23 protein-coding genes and 2 tRNA genes are annotated in these 24,576 nt (G+C 38.2%); 11 read left to right on the forward strand and 14 right to left on the reverse strand.

Features of this window, described 5'->3' with window-relative positions:
- Positions 1-11 precede the first annotated feature (11 nt).
- The 4 genes from torA to PVK71_RS10015 all read right to left on the reverse strand — a co-directional run bounded on the left by torA (position 12) and on the right by PVK71_RS10015 (position 4,547).
- The gene (gene torA / locus PVK71_RS10000; protein WP_274418176.1) at positions 12-2,474 is read right to left on the reverse strand and encodes a trimethylamine-N-oxide reductase TorA; all 2,463 of its coding nucleotides are present in this window, start codon (positions 2,472-2,474) and stop codon (positions 12-14) included.
- 23 nt (positions 2,475-2,497) lie between these two features.
- The gene (gene torC / locus PVK71_RS10005) at positions 2,498-3,676 is read right to left on the reverse strand and encodes a pentaheme c-type cytochrome TorC (protein WP_274418174.1); all 1,179 of its coding nucleotides are present in this window, start codon (positions 3,674-3,676) and stop codon (positions 2,498-2,500) included.
- A 57-nt stretch (positions 3,677-3,733) separates the two neighbouring features.
- Positions 3,734-3,910 carry a trimethylamine N-oxide reductase system protein TorE gene (gene torE / locus PVK71_RS10010; protein ID WP_130045382.1) on the reverse strand — a complete coding sequence of 59 codons (177 nt, stop codon included), beginning with the start codon at positions 3,908-3,910 and terminating at the stop codon, positions 3,734-3,736.
- Between the two features lie 328 nt (positions 3,911-4,238).
- A complete protein-coding gene (locus PVK71_RS10015; RefSeq protein ID WP_274418170.1) occupies positions 4,239-4,547 on the reverse strand; it encodes a DUF1289 domain-containing protein in 309 nt (102 codons plus the stop codon).
- A gap of 86 nt (positions 4,548-4,633) precedes the next feature.
- Between PVK71_RS10015 and PVK71_RS10020 the strand changes: the two genes are divergently transcribed.
- Both PVK71_RS10020 and PVK71_RS10025 read left to right on the forward strand, forming a co-directional pair.
- Positions 4,634-5,152, forward strand: a complete 519-nt coding sequence (locus PVK71_RS10020) for a DUF2058 domain-containing protein (protein WP_130047630.1) — start codon at positions 4,634-4,636, stop codon at positions 5,150-5,152.
- A gap of 4 nt (positions 5,153-5,156) precedes the next feature.
- Positions 5,157-5,345: a DUF2986 domain-containing protein gene (locus tag PVK71_RS10025; protein ID WP_274418166.1), complete on the forward strand. Its 189-nt coding sequence runs from the start codon at positions 5,157-5,159 to the stop codon at positions 5,343-5,345.
- Between the two features lie 97 nt (positions 5,346-5,442).
- On the opposite strand, the gene yjjG is transcribed toward PVK71_RS10025, so the two are convergent.
- The 5 genes from yjjG to PVK71_RS10050 are packed head-to-tail and all read right to left on the reverse strand — an operon-like array spanning position 5,443 to position 10,200.
- Entirely contained in the window at positions 5,443-6,123 is a 681-nt protein-coding gene (gene yjjG / locus PVK71_RS10030; protein WP_274418165.1) for a pyrimidine 5'-nucleotidase, read from the reverse strand.
- A gap of 36 nt (positions 6,124-6,159) precedes the next feature.
- Positions 6,160-7,254, reverse strand: coding sequence for a molybdenum ABC transporter ATP-binding protein ModC (gene modC / locus PVK71_RS10035; protein ID WP_274418164.1), 1,095 nt, complete (start codon positions 7,252-7,254; stop codon positions 6,160-6,162).
- A gap of 3 nt (positions 7,255-7,257) precedes the next feature.
- Positions 7,258-7,947 (reverse strand): molybdate ABC transporter permease subunit, encoded by a 690-nt coding sequence (gene modB, locus PVK71_RS10040; RefSeq protein ID WP_274418162.1) that lies wholly within the window; start codon positions 7,945-7,947, stop codon positions 7,258-7,260.
- Positions 7,947-8,681: a molybdate ABC transporter substrate-binding protein gene (modA, locus tag PVK71_RS10045; protein ID WP_274418160.1), complete on the reverse strand. Its 735-nt coding sequence runs from the start codon at positions 8,679-8,681 to the stop codon at positions 7,947-7,949. The genes modB and modA overlap by 1 nt, the downstream gene beginning before the upstream one ends.
- Positions 8,682-8,694: 13 nt before the next feature.
- Positions 8,695-10,200: a cobyric acid synthase gene (locus PVK71_RS10050; RefSeq protein ID WP_274418158.1), complete on the reverse strand. Its 1,506-nt coding sequence runs from the start codon at positions 10,198-10,200 to the stop codon at positions 8,695-8,697.
- Positions 10,201-10,412: 212 nt separating this feature from the next.
- Here PVK71_RS10050 and PVK71_RS10055 point away from each other — a divergent pair, with 212 nt between their 5' ends.
- The 3 genes from PVK71_RS10055 (at position 10,413) to PVK71_RS10065 (ending at position 13,101) form a co-directional block, all read left to right on the forward strand.
- Positions 10,413-10,793, forward strand: a complete 381-nt coding sequence (locus PVK71_RS10055) for a YgiW/YdeI family stress tolerance OB fold protein (RefSeq protein WP_274418156.1) — start codon at positions 10,413-10,415, stop codon at positions 10,791-10,793.
- An 80-nt stretch (positions 10,794-10,873) separates the two neighbouring features.
- A complete protein-coding gene (locus PVK71_RS10060; protein WP_274418154.1) occupies positions 10,874-11,413 on the forward strand; it encodes a hypothetical protein in 540 nt (179 codons plus the stop codon).
- Positions 11,414-11,682: 269 nt separating this feature from the next.
- The gene (locus PVK71_RS10065; protein ID WP_274418153.1) at positions 11,683-13,101 is read left to right on the forward strand and encodes a lytic transglycosylase F; all 1,419 of its coding nucleotides are present in this window, start codon (positions 11,683-11,685) and stop codon (positions 13,099-13,101) included.
- A gap of 85 nt (positions 13,102-13,186) precedes the next feature.
- Here PVK71_RS10065 and PVK71_RS10070 read toward each other — a convergent pair whose 3' ends face one another.
- From PVK71_RS10070 to nrdD, 4 genes are all read right to left on the reverse strand, one after another.
- On the reverse strand, positions 13,187-13,840 hold the full coding sequence (locus tag PVK71_RS10070) for a putative ATP-dependent zinc protease (RefSeq protein ID WP_274418151.1): 654 nt from the start codon (positions 13,838-13,840) through the stop codon (positions 13,187-13,189).
- Between the two features lie 67 nt (positions 13,841-13,907).
- A complete protein-coding gene (locus PVK71_RS10075) occupies positions 13,908-15,095 on the reverse strand; it encodes an amino acid aminotransferase (RefSeq protein ID WP_274418149.1) in 1,188 nt (395 codons plus the stop codon).
- Positions 15,096-15,185: 90 nt separating this feature from the next.
- Positions 15,186-15,656 (reverse strand): anaerobic ribonucleoside-triphosphate reductase-activating protein, encoded by a 471-nt coding sequence (gene nrdG, locus PVK71_RS10080; RefSeq protein ID WP_274418147.1) that lies wholly within the window; start codon positions 15,654-15,656, stop codon positions 15,186-15,188.
- Positions 15,656-17,776: an anaerobic ribonucleoside-triphosphate reductase gene (gene nrdD, locus PVK71_RS10085; RefSeq protein WP_274418146.1), complete on the reverse strand. Its 2,121-nt coding sequence runs from the start codon at positions 17,774-17,776 to the stop codon at positions 15,656-15,658. The genes nrdG and nrdD overlap by 1 nt, the downstream gene beginning before the upstream one ends.
- 240 nt (positions 17,777-18,016) lie before the next feature.
- On the opposite strand from nrdD, the gene PVK71_RS10090 reads away from it, so the two are divergent.
- Positions 18,017-18,901, forward strand: a complete 885-nt coding sequence (locus PVK71_RS10090; RefSeq protein WP_274418145.1) for an endonuclease/exonuclease/phosphatase family protein — start codon at positions 18,017-18,019, stop codon at positions 18,899-18,901.
- 78 nt (positions 18,902-18,979) lie between these two features.
- On the opposite strand, the gene PVK71_RS10095 is transcribed toward PVK71_RS10090, so the two are convergent.
- Entirely contained in the window at positions 18,980-20,158 is a 1,179-nt protein-coding gene (locus tag PVK71_RS10095; RefSeq protein ID WP_274418144.1) for a tetratricopeptide repeat protein, read from the reverse strand.
- A 391-nt stretch (positions 20,159-20,549) separates the two neighbouring features.
- Here PVK71_RS10095 and PVK71_RS10100 point away from each other — a divergent pair, with 391 nt between their 5' ends.
- From PVK71_RS10100 to PVK71_RS10120, 5 genes are all read left to right on the forward strand, one after another.
- Positions 20,550-21,494, forward strand: coding sequence for a TerC family protein (locus tag PVK71_RS10100; protein WP_274418143.1), 945 nt, complete (start codon positions 20,550-20,552; stop codon positions 21,492-21,494).
- A 164-nt stretch (positions 21,495-21,658) separates the two neighbouring features.
- On the forward strand, positions 21,659-22,156 hold the full coding sequence (locus tag PVK71_RS10105) for an ATP-dependent zinc protease family protein (RefSeq protein ID WP_274418142.1): 498 nt from the start codon (positions 21,659-21,661) through the stop codon (positions 22,154-22,156).
- An 82-nt stretch (positions 22,157-22,238) separates the two neighbouring features.
- A tRNA-Ser gene (locus PVK71_RS10110) sits at positions 22,239-22,329 on the forward strand.
- A 38-nt stretch (positions 22,330-22,367) separates the two neighbouring features.
- A tRNA-Asp gene (locus PVK71_RS10115) sits at positions 22,368-22,444 on the forward strand.
- Between the two features lie 892 nt (positions 22,445-23,336).
- On the forward strand, positions 23,337-24,569 hold the full coding sequence (locus tag PVK71_RS10120; protein WP_274418141.1) for a sensor domain-containing diguanylate cyclase: 1,233 nt from the start codon (positions 23,337-23,339) through the stop codon (positions 24,567-24,569).
- Positions 24,570-24,576: the final 7 nt, after the last annotated feature.

Genomic DNA, 24,576 nt, shown 5'->3' on the forward strand with positions numbered 1-24,576 from the left:
CTTTTATTGTCTTATTCAACAATAATTGGGCCACCAAATGAAGTTACTGGTGGTACTTTACCTTTGAATTTCTCAAAGTTAACTAGACATGTATTCGCTGATGTCGCCTGAGCAAGCTCAGATGATGGAATATCTTGTGTCAGTGTATTTGGATCGCCATAAGTACAGATTGCGCCCACTTTTTCATTTAATGGACCGTACCATGCACCTTCTTCGATACGAATAACACCACGAGGGTAACTATCAGTAAGAACAGCACCAGCAAGAAGCTGACCACGGCCATTAAATACGCGAACTAAATCACCATCTTTAATGCCTTTTTCTTTAGCATCTTGAGGGTTAATGTATACCGGCTCACGACCTTGAACAGCGTAAGTTGCACGGAACTCTTCAGACTCACACATTTGTGAATGCAGACGCTTGTCAGGGTGACAAGATTGCATCCAGAATGGGTGTTCTTTAGAACCAGGACCACCATGTGAACGTTCAGATTTCTCGAACCACATTGGGTGACCTTGACATTCTTCATAGCCAAAACGTGCGATCTTACGGCTTGTGATTTCAATGAAACCAGAAGGTGTACCTAGTGCATTAACTTCAGGATCTTTACGGAAGTCAGCGTGACGAACCCATGGTTTACCTTCACCGAAATCTAGAACGCCTTTTTCCCAGAATACATCAAATTCAGGCATCTCAAATTTGCCTTCGTTTGCTGTACGACATTCAGCATAAAGTGAACGAACCCACTCCATTTCATCCATACCACGAGTATATTCTTTATGACGGCCAAAGCGACGAGTCAGTTCAGTCATGATCTCAAAGTCAGATCTTGATTGGTATAAAGGATCTACAAGCTTATGCATTGCAATTAAGCCACGTGCAGAGTATGAACCGTATTGGTCAATATCGTTGCGTTCCCATTGCGTACATGCTGGAAGTACGATATCAGAGAAACGACACGTTGCCGTCCAAGCAAAATCAATCGTTACAACTGTTTGAAGTTTTTGGAATGCTTGCTTCATGCGGTTACGATCTTGGTGGTGATGCCAAGGGTTGTTACCAGAAATAACCATCATTTTGAAATCAGGCAGTACAACTTTAGAACCATTGTAACGGATCTCTTTACCTGGTTCTAATAAACAGTCAATCCAACGTGCTACAGGAATAGTATTACTGTAACCATTGAAGTCGTTGTTATTCCACTTAGGTTCATGACCTTGATCCACGTTACGTGGGAAACCACCAGGGCCTGCAAAACCAGTAGAAGGAACACCAACACTTGAGTAGTGGTGACTGTAAGATACACCACCACCAGCAAGACCGATTTGACCAGTCATTGCAGATAGAACGGTACCCATCCAGTATGGTTGCTCACCGTGCTGCTGACGCTGGATACACCATCCAAATAGGATTTGTGTACGACCAGTTGCCATCATTTTCGCGAACTCACGAATTTGCTCAGGTGATACGCCACAGATCTCAGCAGCCCACTCAGGAGTTTTAACTACTTTATCTTTAGTTTCACCAAGCACGTATTGCATAAACTCGTCAAAGCCTAGGCAGTAAGTATCAATGAATGCTTTGTCGTACAAGTTCTCAGTATACAGCGTGTAAGCCACAGCCAACATGAACGCCACATCAGTTTGTGGGTTTAAGTACATGTGGTCATTTTGTAGGTAACGCTGTGTTTTGTTTTTAACTGGATCAACAGAAAGCACATTTACTTTACCTGCAGCTACTTTTTCTTTTAGCTTCTCAAGGTATGCGTAAGATTCATGAGTCTCACAGTTCCAACCTACTTGTAGGTTTTTAACTGGATCCGTTGCCCATAAAATAATGTTATCTGAATGCTCGATGATCTCAGACCAAGAAGTACCTTGTGCATATACTTCTGTAGAACCAAGAACGTAAGGCATGATTGTTTGACCTGCACCCGTCGAGTAGTCGCCTACTTTCTTGATGAAGTTACCATGCATACCAACCGCACGTTGCATTTGAGCAGTACAGTTGTGGAAAGAACCGGTTTGGTTCCAACCAGTTTGACCTGCATGAAGCGCCCATGGACCGTAGTCTTTTTGAACACGCTCAAGCTCACGGTAGAATAAATCTAACGCTTCATCCCAAGTTACACGTACAAAACGGTTGTTACCACGAGTCTCAGCTGAGTACTTATGTTTTTTCAGCCAATCTAAACGTACCATTGGGTAACGTACACGACTTGGGCTATAAATAATCCCTTTGATACCATTCAACATATCTGTTGGATGCTTATCCATTTCCAACGCTGTAATTTCTTGTACTTTGCCACCATAGATGTGCGCACGGAACGCACCCCAGTGTGAGCCAGATGTACGCCATGTGCCCGTTGTTTCTGCAGCATTGGCTTTTGAAGACATTAATAGGCTTGGACCTACTAAAGATACTGCACTTGTTGTTGCAACACCTTTTAGAAAACTTCTTCTGCTAATAGACATAATTCTATCTACTCCATTAATTCTTAGTGTTTTTCGTCAGAAAAATCTGAAGAGTGTTTTTGTAGGTATTTCAATACAAGTGACTTACTGTCTGTATCGAAGTTAACGAATGCCATCATACCGTCAAACATACCAGGCCATGTGTTAGAATCGAAGTGCGCTTCAGCTGGTTGTGTGTGACATACAGAACAGTTTGTTTTGTATGACTCTTCCGCTTTCTGCCAAACTGTAGTGTAATCAGGTAAGAAATCTTCTTTCTTCATCCATAGATTTACAGTTACACGCTGCCAAGGCAGACCTGTTAGATCATCTTCTTTAGTTTCAAATTTCTGAACAAATTCATCGTTCTGAGCTGCATCTTTAAGTAAAGCACCTACCGCAATGTTCATACCAAAATCTTCTTGGATAACACGACCGAAGCCTTTAACTTTACGCCAACCTTCAATAGCAACTTTCATTGCATCGCCTTTCTCTTCAAGTACAGTAACTTGAGAGGCAGGGTTTAATAGGCCAGCTTCAATTGTTAATTTAGCATCTTCATACATTGGAAGGTGACGAACTGAAACATAAGTTTGACCATCTTCGTATTTAGTGTTGCTTGCTAGTTGAGTTAACTCACTAACCATACCGCCAGAGCTATCCATATTTGCAGGAAGGCTATGTGCAATACCTTTATGACAATCTACACAACTTTGATCACGCTCTTTTGCACCTTGCATTTGAATACGTGCTGTAGGTTGCATTTTAGAGAAATCCATGCCGTCATAGTCATGACAGTTACGGCACTCAAGAGATTTGTTTGCGCTAAAGCGATCCCATTCATGTTGGGCTAAAACGATACGACGCTCTTCAAATTTCTCTGGAGTATCAATAAAACCGAATACGTGTGCAAATACTTCCTTACTTGCTTGCATTTTACGAGCAATCTTTGAAGTCCATTCATGAGGAACGTGACAGTCAGGACATGTAGCACGAACACCAGAACGGTTTTTATCGTGAATAGTGCCTGCGTATTCAGGTGCAATATTATCAGCGTGACAGCTTACACAGAACTCTTCAGTGTTCGTTGCTTCTAACGCAACATTAAAGCCACCCCAGAAAATAACACCTGCGATGAAACCACCAAGGGTAAGTACACCCAAGCTGATATGAACACTCGGGCGGGCAAAAACCGACCAAGCTTTTTTAAGTAATGACATCATAATTGCTTCTCTTTAAATAATTCTAATTTGTTATAGCTGGCGATACTTAAAAAAGAATCAACCACCATGACCTGGCATACCAAAAAACAGCATCTGCATGAACCATACAGAGAAACCGTAAGCACCAACCACACCCACACTTAGAATTGGGAAAAGAACAACCGTAATGAAGAAAAATGCTTTCCATTCAGAAGAACGTTCTGCTCCATCGTTTTGCTTTATTGCATTGCTCATAATTTTATTCCTAGTTATCTTTCTACTTTATAAATATAGAAAATGTTAACAAGTTGTCGAACCTATCTGACATAGATTTTAATCCCTCACAAATAGTGCTTCAATTAAATTTTCAAGATAAACCCTTTTATCGACTAGTTTTTTGCGTTCATCCAGAGATATATTTAATTGAAAAGTAATGTATAAAAATATTAATGTTTGTGACAAATTAATTTTATGTAAATATTGTTAACAATGTTAAATACCTCTAAAGGATAGGTAACTTTGACAACTTTACTAATTGATCTATATCAAATTTAGCACCCTATTATAAAGTAGCACGTAAATATTACGCTATCGGTTTCTTTGTTAAGCAATCTTGGCATAAACACTCCGAATTCTCAGAAACAATACCCACATCACGAGTTTCGCCCTCAAAACACCAACATGTTTCTTTACCCATTTTGATATCACATTGAGCTGGTTTTGTGCACTCAGGGCAAGTATGTGTTGTTGCTTTGCTTGATAACCGATCCATCACGCAGTCTCTTTCTTCATCAGTCATTGATTTCCACTCTATGATCTCAGTGATAGTACGTTTACAACCAATACAAATGCCGTCTTCGTTTTTACAAGCTGCAATACAAGGTGTTTTCATCTTTACTTCTCTCTATGTCCTTTAAATCCCATACAAGTCATGGGATAATCATTGGAATTCAACATCGTTATTATTAGGAATGATTTATGGCACTAAGCTTACAAGAGCAAATGCTAAAAGCTGGGTTAGTGAACCAAAAGAAAGTAGCAAAAGCAAAGAAAGCTTCAAAAAAATCACGCGTTCAAAATCGTGAAGCAAAAGCGGCTGTAGAATTGAACAAAGCAGCTCAAGCTGAAAAAGACAAAGAACTAAGCTTGAAACACAAAGCCGAGAAAGATCAGAAGGAATTAACCGCTCAAATCAAACAATTGATCACTGCAAATAAACTAGATCGCTCTCACGGTGACATTGGTTATAACTTTACTGACGGAACTTTAGTCAAAAAAATGTATGTTGATAAGACAATGCAAACACAATTAGTTGCTGGCCGTCTTGCTATCGTGCACTTTAATGACGATTACGAAATTGTCCCTGCTGGTGTGGCTGATAAGATTACCTTACGTGATGAATCAGTTGTTGTGCTTAACAACGTAATAGCGGAAGATGCACAGGATGAAGACGACCCGTATGCGGAATTCGTTATTCCTGATGATTTAATGTGGTAAAACAATGAGCCGTAAAAACAAAGTTAAAGAGACTCTTTTAAAGAAACACCGCAGAACCCAAACTAAAAACAGCCGTTCGCATAATAAGCCAAAATACATCAGCAAAGCTGATCGTGAAAAAATGGCTCTTGAAGCAGAGCAAGCAACAGTAGAGTCTGAAAAGACAGAACAAATAACGCCATCAGAAGAATAATATTCTGGTCAAGTGATACAAAAAAGCCTCATTGTTATAATAAACAATGAGGCTTTTTTATAATAGCAACATAGTAGTTTACTGCGTAATAAAGCTTCTAAGCGCTATGTAGCAGTTCTTGCAACTCATTGAGTGTCTTAACTGTATATGTTGGTTTAACACCTTCAGGGCATGCTTGTTGTGTTGCATTTAACCAACATGTGTCAATACCTACATTCATACCACCAAGAACATCTGAGTCTGGATTATCCCCTACCATTAATACTCCAGGTAAGTTTACTTTTCCCATTTGAGAAAACGTATGCTCAAAAATACGCTTATCCGGTTTCGCTACACCAACTTGTTCAGAGATAATAATCAACTCAAAGTAGCGGCTAAACTCTGTTTTTTCTAAACGAATTTTCTGTAGCTCAGTAAATCCATTAGTTATGATCCCCATCTTCACATTATTCGCTAACAAAGAATCAAGTAATTCTCTTGCACCATCTAATGGTGTGCAAATATCTGCCATTGCCATCATAAAAGCACTGTTCATCGCTTTTGGTGTAACGCCTACTTTCTTTGCCCACTCTTCAAATCGCGTTTCTTGCAGCTGCTGAGCGGTAATTTCATTATTTTGGTATTGCACCCATAATGGTTTGTTAACCAATTGATATTCAATGAATTGTTCTTTACTAAAATTAATTCCATATCCTTCAAACATACGTTGCAAACCTGCAAACGCATCGAAATGAAAAAGAGTTTCATCGGCATCAAATAATATCCATTGGTACTTCATATTTACTTCCTTTATGAGCTTATATTTTCATGATCTTTATTTTGAGCATAAGTCTGATTGAGTCACACTTACACCTTTAATTTGTGCAAACCAGTGTTGCCCAACGTCTAATGCAAGTTCTTCTTGTGCCCAGCGTGTAATATTGGCCCACAGTATATGTCCAGATAAATTCAATTTAACTGCTACTACATCGTTTTCTTTATCTTCCGTTAAGCTGTCGATGATTACTGGAAGAATGTTACGAATAGAGCTTTGCTCTGGTTGTTTTTTTATCAAAGAAACGTCATTAGCTCTAATACGTAATCGAATTTTTTGCCCTTCTTCCGTACACTCACAAGGCGCCTTAACCCAAATACCTTGCTGAGAATCATTTAAGGTGACTAATGTCATAGGGTGCTCTGAATGTAATTCAGTTATATATCCTTCCAATAACGCGGAATGCTCTGATGCATTTAACCAAGGACGCATTAATGGTGACCCCCATACATCGGTAATATCTCCCGATAGGCTTACTTTACCCTGATTCAGTAAAATCATATGATCGGCTAATCGTAAAATTTCATCTAAACTGTGGGTTACATAAATAATCGGGGTTTGGATCTCTTTAGCTAGTCTTTCTAAATATGGCATTACTTCATGTTTTCTTGGTAGATCTAAAGAGGCTAATGGTTCATCCATAATAAGCAATGTAGGCTCTGATAAGATAGCTCGGCCAATCGCCACTCTTTGCTTCTCACCACCAGACAATGAATGTGGATATCGTTGCAGCAGAGATTCAATGTCTAACAGCTTTACGACATCATCAAATAAATGCGTTCTTTTTCCATTGCATCCATACAGCAAATTTCCTTCCACTTTATAATGAGGAAATAGACGTGCATCTTGAAAAACATAACCAACATGACGCTGCTCTGGCGGTATAGAGACTTTATTCTCAGAATCAAATAATACGGAGTTATTAAGAGTGATTCGCCCTGAATCTGGTGAGCTAAGCCCACTAATTATATTAGCAAGTGAGGACTTACCTGCACCCGAACGCCCGAAAACGGCACTGATCCCGAATGAGGGTAACGTTAACTGAACATCAAGATTCAAATCACCTAATTGTTTTTTTATATCAATGACTAACATGAATTACCCCATTAACCTTTTTTTGCTGGCTCGCGCTAACCATTCTGAGAGTAATAATGAGATTAAAGCAACAATAATAGAAATGACACACAAGCGTGCTGCCTCCATTTCTGCCCCAGGGATTTCAATATAACTGAACATAGCAAGAGGAAGCGTTCGAGTCTCACCCTCTATATTTGAGACGAAACTGATCGTTGCACCAAACTCACCTAAACTTCGTGCAAAAGCTAATACCGCACCAGTTAAAATACCCGGCAACATTAAAGGAAGCGTAATAGTAGAGAATACTTTGGTGCGTGAAGCGCCGAGTGTTCTTGCCGCCTGTTCTAATTTTTGGTCGACTGATTCTAAAGCAAGACGAATCGCCCGAACCATTAATGGCAACGCTACAATCGCAGAGGCCAACGCTGCCCCTTTCCAATTAAAGCTAAAGGTTAAACCAAATAACTCATATAACCATTTACCAATAATACCTTGTCGCCCCATAGAGATAAGCAACAAATAACCAATAACGACAGGTGGTAACACTAAGGGAAGATGAATTAAACCATCAAGTAAGCCCTTTCCTTTAAATTCACAGCGAGCTAATACCCAAGCTAAAAGAATACCAATTGGCAAAGAAAAGCTAACAGCAATACCCGCAATTTTTAAACTTAATAATAAAGCCTCTACTTCGTAATCCGTTAATATCATTAGATAGTCGTAAATCCATAAGAAATAAATGTATTTTTTGCTTCATCAGACAATAGATATTGGTAAAAACGAGTCACTTTCTCTGAGTTTTTATTTTTAATAATTGCCATTGGGTAGATAATCGGATCATGTGAATCCGCAGGAAACTCTTCAACAATTGTGGCTCCTTTCGATAGCAGTGCATCTGTTTTATACACAATTCCGACAGGAGCTTCATCACGCTCAACAAACAATAAAGCTGATCGAACATTGTTACCTGAAGCTATATGATCTTTTATTTCTGGCCAACGAAACTGTTTTTCTAAACTTTGTTTACCATAGATCCCAGCAGGCACATGTCTTGGATCAGCCATTGCGATTCGGAAGCCTTTTTGCCCAATAAACCACTGCCATGTATTTTCTTTTGGGGTTGTTTTAGAAGCTATTAATACGAGACTATTTCGTAATAAATTGACTTTACTTGCAGTATCAATTTGATCTTGCTCTTCCAAATAATCCATCCATTTAGTGTTTGCAGAAAGATAAATATCTGCTGGTGCGCCATTGGCTATTTGTCGAGCCAGTGACGATGAACCTGCATAGCTAACACGGACTCGATCACCGGTTTTATCTTGATAACCATCAACAATGTCATTCATTACATTGGTTAAGGACGAAGCAGCATAAACAGTAACATTCGCTGATACCGATAAAGAACTAAACACCAATACTAAAAATAATGTCAATCGAGACATACTTATACCTTCCTTAATAAGCCGCTTTTTTTTCAAATTCATTTGGCCAGATCTGTGATAGATCTAAACTCTCTTCTATAGACTCAGCAATGCGCTCAATCGCTTCTTCTTGAATCGCATCCATATCTATCGCTTTATTCTCTTTTAACCCGGCCCAAGACAGAATCACTTCAAATGCGCTTGGTTCATCAAAAATACCATGTAAATAAGTACCAAAAATGGTGCTTTCATCATTAAGTGTACCATCATGCCTTACAATACTCTCATTTGTAATTGAGATAGGGGAATGATTATCACCCCCTTTTTCCTCTTCTTTTATGTAAGTACTTACTCCTGCATGAATCTCGTATCCTTTGACTTTTACTGTCTCTTGGTTTGGTAACTTAAGATCTCCTTCGACTAACGTTAATTGTTTTTGTTTTTTAAGTTCCGTCGTAATAGATAAATACCCTAAGCCTGCAATAGATGAGGCTTTTCCTTCAAGACCAAGTGGATCGGAAAGGTTTTTACCTAACATTTGATAACCACCACAAATGCCCATGACTTTACCGCCATAACGTAAATGCCTTTCAATGTCTTTATCCCAACCTTGCGATTTAAGATAATGTAAGTCGGCTTGCACAGATTTACTGCCGGGAAGAATAATGAAATCAGCGCCTGATAATGATTGCCCCTTGCCTACAAACTGAAGATCTATTTCAGGATGTAAGCGTAATGGATCAAAATCAGTATGGTTACTAATCCGAGTCACAACTGGGACCTTTACAACAAACTTCCCTTTCTCCTGCTGTTCACTCTTAATCGCATCTTCCGCTTCTAGGTTTAACCCATGCAAATAAGGAATAACGCCTAACACTGGTTTACCTGTTTTTTCTTCTAACCACTCGAGACCGGGAACAAGTAAAGAGATATCACCACGAAAGCGGTTAATAACAAACCCTTTTACACGTGCTTGTTCTGATTTTGAAAGAAGAGCTAATGTGCCATAAAGATGAGCAAAAACACCACCACGATCGATATCTGCAACAATAATAACCGGAACATCAGCCGCTTCAGCAAACCCCATATTGGCTATATCGTTTTCACGTAAGTTGATTTCTGCTGGACTTCCTGCCCCTTCAATAACAACACATTGATAATTATCAGTTAGATAAGAAAACGATTCCAAAACATAAGGCATGGCTAATTTTTTGTAATCTTGAAAGCCCCAAGCATCCATTGTTTCAATGGCTTTACCTTGAACAATTACTTGAGCACCAATATCTGTGTTTGGTTTTAATAAAATAGGATTCATATGAACATGAGGCTTAACTCTTGCGGCATCAGCTTGAAGAGCTTGGGCACGGCCAATTTCCCCTCCCTCTTCAGTTACTGCACTGTTGAGTGCCATATTCTGTGGTTTAAAAGGGGCAACTTGGATCCCTTTATTGGCAAGAACTCGGCATAAGCCTGCCACTAACACAGTTTTGCCTGCATCAGAAGTGGTTCCTTGAACCATCAGCGGGGAAATTTTATTCATAATTCCATCTATTTACGTTAGATATTAAGCCAATGATATTATCATTATTCTCTATTAAGAGGGAGGGCCTGTTTATCTTCTTCATTTCTTAAGTTTAGATGAATGGAATATGAATAATTTACTCACGATAGATTCAAGCGTGTTTTGTTTTAATAACTCTATCGAAGCGACACCGCTTAAATTAACTCTTATGCATCACTTAAGGATCTATCATGAAAAAAACAATTATTGCTATTACCGCAGCTCTAATCTTATCTCCAACTATCGCTCTTGCAGGTAATGATGGTCACAACAATCATAAACAAGCACAATTTAATTATACAGGTCCTGTAAGCACAGTTACTGTTGCTGAGTTACTTAAAGATACAAGTATGTTTGCAGAAAAAAATGCCATTGTAGATGGAAAAATCATTCGACATATTCGTAAAGATAAATACCTATTCTCTGATGGTACAACAGAAATCCAAATTGAATTAGATGATGATATCTCATTACCATCAGCTATAAATGAAACCACGAAAGTACGTTTATTTGGTGAATATAAAGGAGGTAGTACTCCAGAAATAGAAGTAGAGAGAATGCAAATTCTATAAAAACACCTACATATCATAACTTGGCCTGCATATTGCAGGCTTTTTTATAGATAAAATTCATGAATGTTAGGTTATAAGTTATGGAATCAACAAAATACATTAAAAAGGCACTTATATTGGCAACTGCATTGACTTCGTCAACAGCGATGGCCAATAACTTCCCTTATAGCTTTTTTGAAGCTCGAGTAGGAACTAGTCCTGGTACATTTGGAGCCCAAATTAACCAACAATTTACAGAAAATTCTCACTTAGTTGGACAAATTGAAAGTAAATTTGAAGGTGATTGGGATATAAATGGTGGTATCGGTTTTAACGGTCCTATTAATGAATTTGCTGATATTTATGGTCAGTTACTACTTCATAACGTAAAAGATAAATCAAGTGACAAATTTGGTGATCAAATGCTCACTGAAGTGAATTTTGGTTTTCGTGTTTGGCTAATGCAACAAATTGAAGTTGGTGCAAAATATGGCCAACTCTTTAATAGCGACACAAACAAAGATATTGGTAGCGTACATTTTCGCTTCCACTCCACAGAGCAACTTTCTGTCGGTGCTGAAGCAAAATTCAGCGGTATCTATGGTGGTCAGATGATGATGACAGCAAGATTTACTTTCTAATGAACTTAAGATCGATTTAATATCTCCATACATTTTTAAGTAACTTAAAAGTCTGAATTATAGGCTAATCAACTTACTTAAATATTAGCCTTTCGAGTCAATTTTAGAAAATCAGCATAAAGCCAGTGCGATTTATAATAAATTCACTGGCTTTTTTGTTTCAAAAATAAGCATTCTTTAAATCAATCGAAAAACACTTGATTTCACTTCCTTTTACACCTAACGTTGTTAACGTGTTGTTAACGTGTTGTTAAAAAGGATATTACGACATGAAAGTGTTGCATAAATTACTATTATTACTTTGGTTCATTCCCTACTTAGCTTTTTCTATTGAGCTTTCTCCATTAGCTCAAGTTCCCTATACAGGAGACTTAAAAGTACTAGAAAAGAAAGGGACTATACGAGTTCTTGTCTCTGCCGATCTCGGTTTTTATTATATAGAGAAAGGTCAGCCTAAGGGGATCATTGCCGAATTTCTTCATCACTTTGAGCTGCATTTACATAAAAATAAAATTCATGTCAATGTTCAAGTCATTCCCGTGCCACGAGATGACCTACTCAATGCACTCGAAGCAGGATTTGGTGATATTGCAGTAGCAAATTTAACAATTACTCCTCAGCGTCTTAAATATGTAGATTTTAGTAACCCTATTATAAGTAATAGTCAAGAATGGCTTGTAACATCAAAATCCATACCTAAAATTACGTCATTTGAAAATCTATCAGGTAAAGAAGTATGGGTAAGAGCCAGTTCTAGTTACTTTGAAAGCTTACAACAAATTAATAAACAACTATCCTCTAATGGCATTCCACCTATCCATGTTCAATTCATTGAAGAAAACCTTCAAGATTACGAATTAATGGAAATGATTAATCAAGGAATCCTGCCAATAACCGTCATCGATAGCCATAAATCTCAGCTGTGGACAAAGATAATGGATAATATAGTGATTCATGAATCTCTCCCTATCCGTACTAACGCTAATATAGGATGGGCAATAAGAAAATACAGCCCTCAATTAAAATCTGCAGTTAACCAATACGTAAAAAAAATCAAACAAGGCTCTTTTCTGGGTAACGTTATTTATAATAAATACCTTGATAATACCAAGTGGCTAAAAAATGCATTAAACCCAAACACTGTGAAACAATTTAATAATCTTGCTCTCTTGTTTGAGCAATATTCTGATCAATACCAATTCGATTGGCTAATGATTTCAGCCCAAGCTTATCAAGAATCAAGATTTAATAATCGACTGGTTTCTCATATGGGGGCCGTAGGCATTATGCAAGTCCTACCAAAAACAGCAAGAGAACCTTACATTAATATTAAAAACTTCAGGGAGTTAGAGCACAATATTCACGCTGGTGTTAAATATATGGATTTTGTCCATAAACGCTACTTCTTAAAGCCTGAAATAACCAAAAAGAATCAAATGTATTTCTCATTAGCAGCCTATAATGCGGGCCCTGCAAATGTAAGAAAAATGCGTAGAATGGCAGTAAAGCATGGATATGACCCAAATGTTTGGTTTAATAATGTGGAGATAATGGCCCGTAAATACGTCAGCAAAGAACCTGTACATTATGTTGCAAACATCAGCCGTTACTATGTTATCTATAAGCAGATTGCACTACTGCAATCACTTAGAGAACACCAAAATGCCTCTAACTACAAACTGTTTTAGTCATACAAAAATGCCCAAATCTAATTTGGGCATTTTTATTTATGTTACTTAAACTAAATCACCTGAACTCGTAATTAAGTAGGTCTTATTCAGCTAATTTCACTTTTGGTTGCACAAACTTTTTGCTTACATCAACAACTGCAACATCACGGAAGAAAGTTCGCCCTAACAGTACAGGGAAAGTCATGTGTGTACGATCATTCAATGTAAACTCTGTCTTGGTCTTTAGATCACCTATTTGAACCCAAGCATCGATAACAGGACGATCTGTTCGCTCTTCTGTACTTGACTGGCGTATCGTTACAATACGCACAACTGGTGATTCAAACTCTTTTGTTTCTTTATCGTTATGCGCTAATTTAAACTTCACCCAATCTTTTCCATCACGCTCAAACATCTCAATATCAATCGCTGAGATTGATGATGTGGTTGCTCCGGTGTCAATACGAGCTTTCGCATTATGGTTAATCGCCTTAATGTACATCCATTCTTCTTCACCTAGAATTAATTTACCATCTGCTGTTTTTAAATTAGTCGCAACTGGTTTCTTAACTGGTGGTTTTGGATCAACTTGTGGTTTTTGCTCTGGTTTTATTTCTGGTTTTTTTTCAGGAGTAATCGGTTGCTCAACCGCTGGCTTATCTGTCGCCTCACCAGGTGTCGTAGTTGCTGTTGTAGACATACAACCAGCAAGTAAAATAGGTAAAAGTAACGTTGACCATTTTTTTGTTATTTTCATGCGCTTTCCTTTACTGTCTCATTTGTAATCATTTATTGTAGTATAGTGAATATCTCAAAAATATCTGTTACTTATTTGCAACAGAAGCAACAGATTTAGCAATATAATCAATATGCTGCTTTTGCATTCCTGCAATATTAATGCGTCCATCACCTACGGCATAAATACCATGCTCAGATTTTAAACTTGCCATCTGATTAGGATTAAAACCGATAACAGAGAACATACCTTTATGCTGCTCAATAAAATCAAAATCTGTTGATTGAGTCTCAACTCGTAGCGCTGCACACAGATCGGTACGTAAACTTAATAGTCGTTTTTGCATCTCATCTAATTCTGTACGCCATGACAACGTTAATGCTTCATCATTTAAGATCCGACCAACAATCGCTGCACCATGATCGGGTGGCATGGTATAGGTCGCACGTGCCATTTGTAGAAGTTTTGCTTTGGCATTCATAGCGATTTCGATATTGGTAGCAATAACCATCGCTGCGCCAGTACGCTCACGATATAAACCAAAGTTTTTCGAGCATGAAGTAGCAATAAACATTTGAGGAACGCGGTCAGCCATAAAACGCAGACCTGCAGCATCAGCTTCTAATCCATCACCAAACCCTTGATATGCAATATCTACAAACGGGATAAAACCATTCTTTAGCGCTAATTCTGTAATTGCAATCCAGTCAGAAAGACGAATATCGGCACCCGTAGGGTTATGACAGCAACCGTGAAGCAAAATAATATCTTTAGGGCCCGCTTTTGCAAGATCGGCCATCATCGCAGTACTATCGACTTGTTTCGTCGCAGGATTAAAGTAATTGTAATGTTTAACCTTTAAACCAGCAGCTTCCATTACTGGCTGATGATTAATATAGCTAGGGTTACTTATCCAAACCGTTGCATCAGGCTCAGTTGATTTGATTAAGTCTGCAAGCATGCGTAAAGCACCACTCGCACCAGGAGTTTGAATCGCAGAAACACGCTCATACGCAGAGGTATCACGTAGCAATAAATCAACCATACTCTGATTAAAGACTTCACAACCCGCAAGACCTACGTAGGCCTTTGTGGTTTGCTCTGCCACAATAGATTTAGCCGAATCACTCACGGCTTTCATGATTGGGGTTTGGCCTTTGTCATTACGATAAACACCAATGCCGAGATCGACTTTGTTATCACGATCGTCAGCACGGTATTCAATAGAAAGGGAAAGAATAGGATCTTTAGCAGGAGTCGCTATATTTTGCAGCATATTTTCATATCCTTATGATCTGTAATGTATTTAAGTTACCATTCAGATAGGAAAATATCACGTTTTATTGTTTAGTTTTTTACAATTTTCTTACAATACATTAATTGTGTGAATAATTTGATTGCTCGAACCACGCCACTCCAATGACGGATCGGCTTTGTCTTGTTCAAAGCGACCATCAATGAGTGTATCAATCAGAGCCACTATCTCTTTTTGTGTCTCATTAAGCTCGTTTAATTCGTAACCAGTCCACATCCAAATGTCTTTATTTTCGCATTCAGATTTAACTCGTTTGACCAACTTAAGTATCGCTTCACAATTCATTGGGTGCAGCGGATCACCGCCTGATAATGATAATCCTCGGCGATAAATACGCGTATCATTCAAATCAGCAATAATCTTATCTTCTAGCTGCCGACAAAAAAGATGCCCCGAATTTGGGTTCAATGTGGATTTGTTGTAGCACCCTTTACAGTTGTGCTCACAACCAGAAACAAACAGGGTACAACGCGTACCCGGCCCGTTAATCACATCAATCGAATGATAGACGTGATAGTTCATTATAAATGTTTCACTCGACGTTGAACTTCTTCTTGCTTACCGAAGTTGAATGGACGTGCATCAGGACTCCCTAAGTAACCACAAACACGACGAGTCACCGATACTTTTGTTGAATCATGGTTGCCACATTTAGGGCAAGTGAAACCTTTACTTGTACATTCAAACTCACCGGTGTAACCACATTCATAGCACTCATCGATCGGTGTGTTGGTTCCGTAATAAGGAACACGCGTATAACTGTAATCCCATACGTTTTCTAACGCTTCAATGTTACGTTGCATGTTAGGGAATTCGCCATAACAAATGAAACCACCACTTGAGATCTCTGGGTATGGCATTTCAAAATCAATTTTGTCATATGGATTTACTGTTTTTTGTACATCTAAATGAAAACTGTTTGTGTAGTACCCTTTATCTGTCACTTTATCAATCACACCAAATTGTGTGTTATCAAGCTTACAGAAACGAGAACATAGGTTTTCACTAGGAGTACCGTACAAACTAAAGCCAAAGCCCGTTTCTTTTGTCCATACTTGAACTGCGTCTTTTAAATACTGAATGATCTCTAATGCTTTAACTTGAAGTTCTGCATTGTCATATAGGTGATCATCACTGCCAAATAGCGCTTCGATTGTTTCATGCACACCAATGTAACCAAGCGATACCGAAGCTCGACCGTTTTTAAAGATATTAATGATGTCATCATCTGGTTTTAGACGAACACCACACGCCCCTTCCATATAAAGAATAGGTGCTACACGTGCCTTCACGCCCTCTAAACGAGAAATTCGTGATTCTAAAGCGCGACGACATAAGACTAAACGCTCATCAAGCAGCTTGTAGAATGCATCTACATCCCCTTTTGCTTCAATAGCAACACGAGGAAGGTTTAAGCTCACCACGCCTAGGTTATTACGACCATCGTGGATTTGCTCGCCGTTTTCTTCATATAAGTCTAAGAAACTACGACAGCCCATTGGTGTTTTAAATGAACCCGTCACTTCAACTACTTTGTCATAGTTAAGAATATCTGGGTACATACGCTTAGAAGCACACTCAAGAGCAAGTTGCTTAATATCATAATGCGGATCAGATTTCTTATGGTTCAATCCATCACGAATTGCGAACACTAATTTAGGGAATACCGCTGTTTTACGATTTTTACCTAAACCAGCAATGCGGTTTTCTAAAATAGAGCGTTGGATCAATTTTGATTCCCAACTTGTACCTAAGCCAAAACCAAAGGTAACAAATGGAGTCTGGCCATTTGCGGTATGTAATGTATTGACCTCATATTCAAGCGATTGAAATGCGTCATAACACTCTTTTTCTGTTTGTGCTTGAGCAAATGCTTCAGCATCAGGAATACCCCACTTCTCAGCTAGTTTTAATGCTTTTTGATAGCTGATAGTGACATACGGTGCAAGGATTTCATCAATACGGTTAATCGTTGTACCGCCGTAAATATGACTTGCTACTTGCGCGATAATTTGTGCGGTTACCGCTGTCGCAGTTGCAATCGATTTTGGCGTATCAATTTCCGCATTACCCATTTTAAAGCCGCCCGTTAACATGCCTTTTAGATCAATTAGCATACAGTTAAACATTGGGAAAAATGGTGCGTAATCTAAATCGTGGTAATGGATCTCTCCACGCTCGTGTGCTTGTACAATATCACGAGGTAAAATATGACGCGTTGCGTAGTGCTTAGCAACAATACCCGCTAATAAATCACGCTGAGTTGGGATAACTTTACCATCTTTATTTGCATTTTCATTTAGTAATTCAGCATTGCTTTGTTCTATCAGGCCACTGATCTCTTTATTAAGAACACTGATTTTTTCACGTGCAACATCACGATCATGACGATACTCAATGTAAGCGCGCGCTAATACTTTATATGGGCCTTGCATTAATTCGTTTTCAACTAGGTCTTGGATCTGACGAATACCAACTTCTTTTTGTCCCTGTAATGCGATTTCTACCGCATGAGCCACTAACTGCGCATAACTCTCAATCTCAGGAGTTACCTGCTCTGACGCGCCTTTTACAGCATCAATAATACGAGAATTGTTATAGGTTGCTCGGCTTCCATCTCGCTTTATTACAGTTATATTCACAGTGGCTCCAAATACTAAATAATGGGTGTATTAGATCAGCTAACACAAGATGTGGTGTATTAAGCTCGATCTGAGAATAAAATACCTTGATCTAGATCAAGCTAAATCTGAGGGTGATTCTAGTTTCACCACTGCTTTATGATTGTTCTCAAATTTGCTGCAATGTATGAAAATGAAACATTTTTTTATGTGCTATATGTGTAATTTTTAATTAAACTGCTTGCGATTTTTGGAGGACTTATGAATCAACGAATTACTCATCTCTTTAGCTTTTTCATTCTTATTTTTAGCTCTTTTTCAAGCAATGCGATCACAATTTCTACATGGAATATGGAGTGGTTAACACTAAACTCCAATGAAAAATTTCAATCTTCAGAAAGACACCTGCAAGATTTTGAACAACTAAACAACTATTTTTCTCAATCCAATAGTCAAGTTTTAGCCTTTCAAGAAGTCGATTCAATAGAAGCGATTCAAAAAGTTGTTGGTAATGACTATCAAATTTTTATCTCAGATCGTTCAACAAACCCTAAAAAGCAATTTGATGATATTAATCAATACACCGGTTTTGCGATCCATTCTTCAATTTCAGTCACTGACCCTAGAGATTTTTCTCTTCTTCCAAATAAAAAAAACAGTCGATTACGTTACGCTACTTATGTAATTGCCACCATTAATGAGCAATCAGTTCACCTACTCTCTGTACACTTAAAATCAGGCTGCCTAGGCCAAAAGAAAAACAACTACTCATGTTCGACGTTAGAGCAACAAACAGAAGAACTCACCGATTGGATTAATGAACGAGAAGATAATAATGACAAATATTTAATTTTAGGGGATTTTAATCATACACTCGCTCATCCAAGAAGTTGGCTATGGCGAAGTATTGATAAGCAGGCAAATAAAACACCTATTTTATTAACAAAAAACACAAAAGGTAACTGCACTGCAAAGCAGTGGAAACGAGGCTGGCCTAAATACACCACATTTACTCGTTTGATTGATCATGGTATCTCAAATATAGCACCAAGCAACTTCACAGTAACTCAGCAAGTTTTTAAACAATCTGATGTGAAAAAATACCAATTAACCGATCATTGCCCGATTTTGTTTACCTATCAATAAAAAAGCAAAATATAAAGAATCCAATAAAAAAAGGGACACTAATGATAAGTGTCCCTTTTTTATTGAAAAAGAAAGAATTTAAAATTTCATATTACTGTCCATCTTTGTTTGACTAAAATTAATACTCTCTTTCTTATCATCTTCTCTTTCTGTTGATTGCGTCATTTCTTCTGATTGTGAACCTGTATTTTTCACATCACTCTCTTTTGATGCTTTTTCTGACGTTGATCCGCCAACAACAAACTCATTACCATCTGGAAAATAACTCTCACGCTGATACAGTTTATCCAGTGACTTGATAATAACGTGTTTTTTTACTTTACCTTTTGCCATTTTTTCAAACAGTGGTTTTGCCATACTTTGTAGACCAATCACAGCATCAACACCCACTAAATGTCCGACATGATCTCGTCGAGTAGCAGCCGCTTCAATGCCATTTTTTGCCGCCAACCATAACCAGATATACGCAATCGAATTGCCTTTTTCGTTGGTATCAGCTCCCATCTCACCAGCAAAATATTGTGCTTTGGCATCTCCTGCTTCAGCAGCAACCTCTAACCAATACGTTGCTTTTTTAGGATCTACCTCCACACCTCTGCCTTCAGCGTACTGCTTACCAATGCGAATTTGCGCCTCAATATTATCCAACATTGCAGCTCGTAAATTCCATTCAGCGGCAAGTTTAGCATTTGGCTGAGGGTTTGATTCTGCCACATACCAATCCGCAATAAATAATTGGGCAGGAATATGATCTAACTCTGCAGCTTCAGTAATATAAGAAATGCCTTTTTCTATGTCTGCCTCTACCCCATTACCCTGTAGATACGCAATTCCTAGTGCCAGTTTCTCTTCTACTCCCCCTTCTTGAGCAGCAACAACTTTGGCCCAAAACTCTGATTTCTCGCGTAACTCAACATTATCACGACGACCATCACATAAGCGTATAACCGATCGCATTGCTATATTATTATCTAATTTTGCAGCCATCTCATACCAGTGCAAAGCCTCTTCAAAATTGTTCATCTCAGCTTCTTTTGCTAAAAACAATTGTGTTGATATATGCCCTGTTTGTGCTTTATATACGCGCTCTTGGCGCTCTGCTGCTCGAGCCTCAGCTAAAGCTCTACGATACGAACTTTCATCTCGTTCTTTTTGTTGTTGCTTTTTCTTTTGCTTACCATTCGCAAAAAAGAAATTAATACACACTAACACGAGCAAAATAACGAGCCCAACGACAGCGATTTGAATCCAATCCATGCTACACCATTATTCTAAATTTTTGATATCACCTGTTATTATCGGCCTTAATGACCAAAACATGAAAAAAAAATCGTGATGTATATTCAAAAAATTCACCTAAGAAAGAGATCTGTTTATAAATTAATTTCATTTCACGTATTTTTTATTTGTATATTTTAAGAATGAAGATTACTATCCAGATCTTGGGGAGTAGTCACAAGATTTAATACTTAATCTTGTTCAGATATCGTCATCCCGAAGCTTCGGCTTCCGGTATCTGTAAGTGGGCAAAGAATGCCAATCACTTTGACAAGACCAATAACCATAACGTTAATTTTATTGTTTATGGTGAAAGGTTTACTCACTCATTTTTAGCGGGATTCCTTTCACCTACCTGTAAGGAATTATTATGTCACCGTTAACTTGGGAACTTTTTGGTTTAGTTGTTCTCGCTTTATTTGCCCTTGATCTATTTCAAACAAGAAAAGAAGCACCTAGCTTAAAAAAAGCGCTTGTGTGGTCACTTTTCTGGTTTGTTCTTGCTTTTATCTTCTGTGCAGCACTTTATATTTACTGGCCATTAATGGCACCAAACAGCAGCTACTCACCAAAAGACGCAAGTATCGCCTTTATTACTGGTTACCTACTTGAGAAAATGCTTAGTGTAGATAACTTATTTGTCTTCGCATTAATCTTTAGCCAATTTGCCGTACCTGAATCAAGCCGACCTCGAATTTTATTATGGGGTATTATTGGTGCTCTTGCTCTACGCGCAGTAATGATCTTTGTTGGTGCTGGGTTACTCGCTCAATATCACTGGATCTTATACATCTTTGCGGTGTTCTTGATCATTACTGGTGTTAAATTATGGTTTGCTAATACAGAGGAAAGCAGTGATTTCTCATCATCAAAATTGGTGAAGTTCGCTAAGAAATACATTCCATTTGATGACAAATACCACGGTCATAAACTACTTGCTAAAGTAAATGGTAAAACCATCGCAACCCCATTAATGTTGGTTGTTATTGTTATTATGTTTACTGACATTATGTTTGCTTTAGACTCAATCCCTGCAATCTTTGCTATCACTCAAGAACCTTTCTTAGTGTTTGCTGCAAATGTATTTGCACTGCTAGGCTTACGTTCTTTGTACTTTGTACTTCAAGGTATGTTAGACAAATTCTGTTATCTGCAACCAGCATTAGCATTCATCCTAAGTTTCATCGGTATTAAGATGTTCTTAATGGGCACTGCTTATGAAGTACCTACCGTCATTTCACTATTAACCATTGTCGGTATTATTACCTTAGCGATCCTTGGTTCTATTATGAAAAATAGATCTCAAAACGCTTAATCATAGAACTCAGCGGTAACCAAATACGGATACCGCTGACTCATTTATTAATTTTGCATTATTCTGTCTTATTCTTTACATATCGTTGAACTCAATTCATATTTAAACGTCTATTATTAATAGATACTTCTCATTGGCTAAAATTTACAATATTAAAGGCATTCATGAAAAAACTAATCCTCTCTACGTGCTTATTGTTACTTTCTACTTCAAGCTTTGCAGCAGAATCATGCTCAGATAAAACCATTGTTGGCCAAATTGAAACTATTCATATTAAAGAATTAAACACCAATTACGAAGCTCGTATTGATACAGGGGCTGCAACCACCTCAATTCACGCCACTAATATCCAAATTATTGGCCAAGATGAAAAGAGTGACAATATGCGAGATCACTTGGGCGATACGGTTAAATTTACAACTTACAACGAAGATGGTGAAGCAACTCAACATACCAGCCGTATCATTAAAGTAAGTAAAATACGTAATGCTCAAGGAGTAGAGCGTCGATATGCTGTACGAATGCATTTAGAATTTGATGGTAAGGATAAAAAAGTAGCCGTGAACCTACGTGATAGAAGCAAATTAGACTACAAACTTTTAATTGGTCGTAACTGGTTAGAAGGTGATTATTTAGTCGATGTAGAAAAAAATGCAGAATAACGTTTGTTTTTTATACGGTTAAGTGCTTTTCTTCAAAAAATGCTTTACATAAAAATCAAAGCTGACTATTATTCACCGCACTGGAGGGATGGCTGAGTGGTCGAAAGCACCGGTCTTGAAAACCGGCAACCGTTAATAGCGGTTCTAGGGTTCAAATCCCTATCCCTCCACCACTTTTAAAAATTCAGATAGAGTCTGGATTTTAAAAATTGGAGCGGTAGTTCAGTTGGTTAGAATACCGGCCTGTCACGCCGGGGGTCGCGGGTTCGAGTCCCGTCCGCTCCGCCAACACAACGAAGCCTTGTCAGAAATGACGAGGCTTTTTTGTATCTGTCGAATATAGAAATCACCACTTTTAAAAATTCAGATAGCGTCTGGATTTTACACATTGAAGCGGTAGTTCAGTTGGTTAGACTTTCTATTGGAGAGCTTAGCGGCCTGACACGCCGGGGGACGTGCTGCTCTCAAGGTGAGATAGAAAGTCCCGTCCGCTCCGCCAACACAACGAAGGCATTGTCGAAAGACGATGCCTTTTTTGTATCTGTCGAATATAGAAATCACCACTTTTAAAAATTCAGATAGCGTCTGGCTTTTACAAATTGAAGCGGTAGTTCAGTTGCTTAGACTTTCTATTGGAGAGCTTAGCGGCCTGACACGCCGGGGGACGTGCTGATCTCAAGGTGAGATAGAAAGTCCCGTCCGCTCCGCCAACACAACGAAGGCATTGTCGAAAGACGATGCCTTCGTTGTATCTGTCGAATATAGAAATCACCACTTTTAAAAATTCAGATAGCGTCTGGATTTTACACATTGAAGCGGTAGTTCAGTTGGTTAGACTTTCTATTGGAGAGCTTAGCGGCCTGACACGCCGGGGGACGTGCTGCTCTCAAGGTGAGATAGAAAGTCCCATCCGCTCCGCCAACACAACGAAGGCATTGTCGAAAGACGATGCCTTTTTTGTATCTGTCGAATATAGAAATCACCACTTTTAAAAATTCAGATAGCGTCTGGCTTTTACAAATTGAAGCGGTAGTTCAGTTGCTTGAAGCTTCAATAATCAATTAAACCTTATTAATTTGTTCTGTATTACTATCATCACAGTTTAATTTATGCTTTGGGTTTCTTTATACTTAACAAAGGTATAGCATGGATGCTTGAATATATTAAGCTAGGATAGGCAATGAAGCCAATACATATCGACTCCACCTATGGTGTTGTTATCCATCGTAATTTTACCCCTCTTTATGTTGATGAAAAATACGCACAGATGTTTGGTTTTGAATCCATTGATGATGTAATGAATTTGAACTCTTTATTTGACATCATCGACCCAAAATTTCATTGCGCAGCCCAACAAGCCTATAACGATGTAATGTCAGGTAAAGAACTGCCTAAAGTTCGTTCCTACGTAAATCAAAATGTGCGTGGCGAAATATTCTCAGTACTTACTGTGGATCATGTCATTGAATGGGAAGGTCAACCCGCTCTTCAAATTACGGTTATTGATATGTCAATGATCGACCAAGCCAATGAACAAATCCTAGAGCAAGAACAAAAATATAAAGATCTTATTTGGCATTCATTACAAGGAATTCTTGTTCATAGAGACTTTAAACCATTAATGATCAATCCTTCTTTTGTTGACATAATCAGAGCAAAATCCGTAGCTGAAGTCATGGCTCTAGATAATTTCATGCGTATTATCCCTGAGCATAACCATGATAATGCTAAAAATCGCTACCAAGAACTTATTAGCGGAAAAGTTACATCAACAAATTCGATTGTTGAAAATATCGCATTTGATGGCGAGGTACGCTACTTTCATTTATTTGAGAGTGTCATCAATTGGGACGGAGAACCTGCCGTTCAAAGCTCCATGATTGATGTAACAGAAAAGTATAATTTAGAAAGACAAATCAAATATCAAGCGTCACATGATGATTTAACAGGATTATTAAATCGCAGAGCTATTTCCGAAAAAATAACACAGGAAACACTAGGTATATCTTGCCCTTCAGAAACATGTCTATTAATTGACATAGATAATTTTAAGCTTATCAATGATCAATTTGGTCACTATGCTGGAGATGAGGTAATTAAGCGATTTTCTAAGCTATGTAAAACCATTGTCGGTGATTCAGGGTTAGTCGGTCGATGGGGCGGTGAAGAATTTATTGTATTCCTACCACAAAAAGATAAAGAACAAGCCTATACCTTTGCAAAACGTATTCTTCAGGAATGTAAACAAGAACACTATGAGTTCTCAGGAAATAAGCATACCGTAACCGTAAGTATTGGTATGAGTATTTGTTCACCTAAGCATTGTCATATTGAAGCTTTAATCCAAGATGCAGATAACAACATGTATCAAGCAAAACAACAAGGTAAAAACCAAATTGTTATGCCTGAATAAGTTATGT

The sequence above is a fragment of the Aliivibrio sp. S4MY1 genome, assembly GCF_028765545.1.
In the GTDB taxonomy this organism is placed as follows: domain Bacteria; phylum Pseudomonadota; class Gammaproteobacteria; order Enterobacterales; family Vibrionaceae; genus Aliivibrio.

Bases quoted from the DNA above. Each gene is read 5' to 3' on its own strand.
- torA (WP_274418176.1), bottom strand. From the start codon at position 2,474: ATGTCTATTAGCAGAAGAAGTTTTCTAAAAGGTGTTGCAACAACAAGT.
- torC (WP_274418174.1), bottom strand. From the start codon at position 3,676: ATGATGTCATTACTTAAAAAAGCTTGGTCGGTTTTTGCCCGCCCGAGT.
- torE (WP_130045382.1), bottom strand. From the start codon at position 3,910: ATGAGCAATGCAATAAAGCAAAACGATGGAGCAGAACGTTCTTCTGAA.
- PVK71_RS10015 (WP_274418170.1), bottom strand. From the start codon at position 4,547: ATGAAAACACCTTGTATTGCAGCTTGTAAAAACGAAGACGGCATTTGT.
- PVK71_RS10020 (WP_130047630.1), top strand. From the start codon at position 4,634: ATGGCACTAAGCTTACAAGAGCAAATGCTAAAAGCTGGGTTAGTGAAC.
- PVK71_RS10025 (WP_274418166.1), top strand. From the start codon at position 5,157: ATGAGCCGTAAAAACAAAGTTAAAGAGACTCTTTTAAAGAAACACCGC.
- yjjG (WP_274418165.1), bottom strand. From the start codon at position 6,123: ATGAAGTACCAATGGATATTATTTGATGCCGATGAAACTCTTTTTCAT.
- modC (WP_274418164.1), bottom strand. From the start codon at position 7,254: ATGTTAGTCATTGATATAAAAAAACAATTAGGTGATTTGAATCTTGAT.
- modB (WP_274418162.1), bottom strand. From the start codon at position 7,947: ATGATATTAACGGATTACGAAGTAGAGGCTTTATTATTAAGTTTAAAA.
- modA (WP_274418160.1), bottom strand. From the start codon at position 8,681: ATGTCTCGATTGACATTATTTTTAGTATTGGTGTTTAGTTCTTTATCG.
- PVK71_RS10050 (WP_274418158.1), bottom strand. From the start codon at position 10,200: ATGAATAAAATTTCCCCGCTGATGGTTCAAGGAACCACTTCTGATGCA.
- PVK71_RS10055 (WP_274418156.1), top strand. From the start codon at position 10,413: ATGAAAAAAACAATTATTGCTATTACCGCAGCTCTAATCTTATCTCCA.
- PVK71_RS10060 (WP_274418154.1), top strand. From the start codon at position 10,874: ATGGAATCAACAAAATACATTAAAAAGGCACTTATATTGGCAACTGCA.
- PVK71_RS10065 (WP_274418153.1), top strand. From the start codon at position 11,683: ATGAAAGTGTTGCATAAATTACTATTATTACTTTGGTTCATTCCCTAC.
- PVK71_RS10070 (WP_274418151.1), bottom strand. From the start codon at position 13,840: ATGAAAATAACAAAAAAATGGTCAACGTTACTTTTACCTATTTTACTT.
- PVK71_RS10075 (WP_274418149.1), bottom strand. From the start codon at position 15,095: ATGCTGCAAAATATAGCGACTCCTGCTAAAGATCCTATTCTTTCCCTT.
- nrdG (WP_274418147.1), bottom strand. From the start codon at position 15,656: ATGAACTATCACGTCTATCATTCGATTGATGTGATTAACGGGCCGGGT.
- PVK71_RS10090 (WP_274418145.1), top strand. From the start codon at position 18,017: ATGAATCAACGAATTACTCATCTCTTTAGCTTTTTCATTCTTATTTTT.
- PVK71_RS10095 (WP_274418144.1), bottom strand. From the start codon at position 20,158: ATGGATTGGATTCAAATCGCTGTCGTTGGGCTCGTTATTTTGCTCGTG.
- PVK71_RS10100 (WP_274418143.1), top strand. From the start codon at position 20,550: ATGTCACCGTTAACTTGGGAACTTTTTGGTTTAGTTGTTCTCGCTTTA.
- PVK71_RS10105 (WP_274418142.1), top strand. From the start codon at position 21,659: ATGAAAAAACTAATCCTCTCTACGTGCTTATTGTTACTTTCTACTTCA.
- PVK71_RS10120 (WP_274418141.1), top strand. From the start codon at position 23,337: ATGAAGCCAATACATATCGACTCCACCTATGGTGTTGTTATCCATCGT.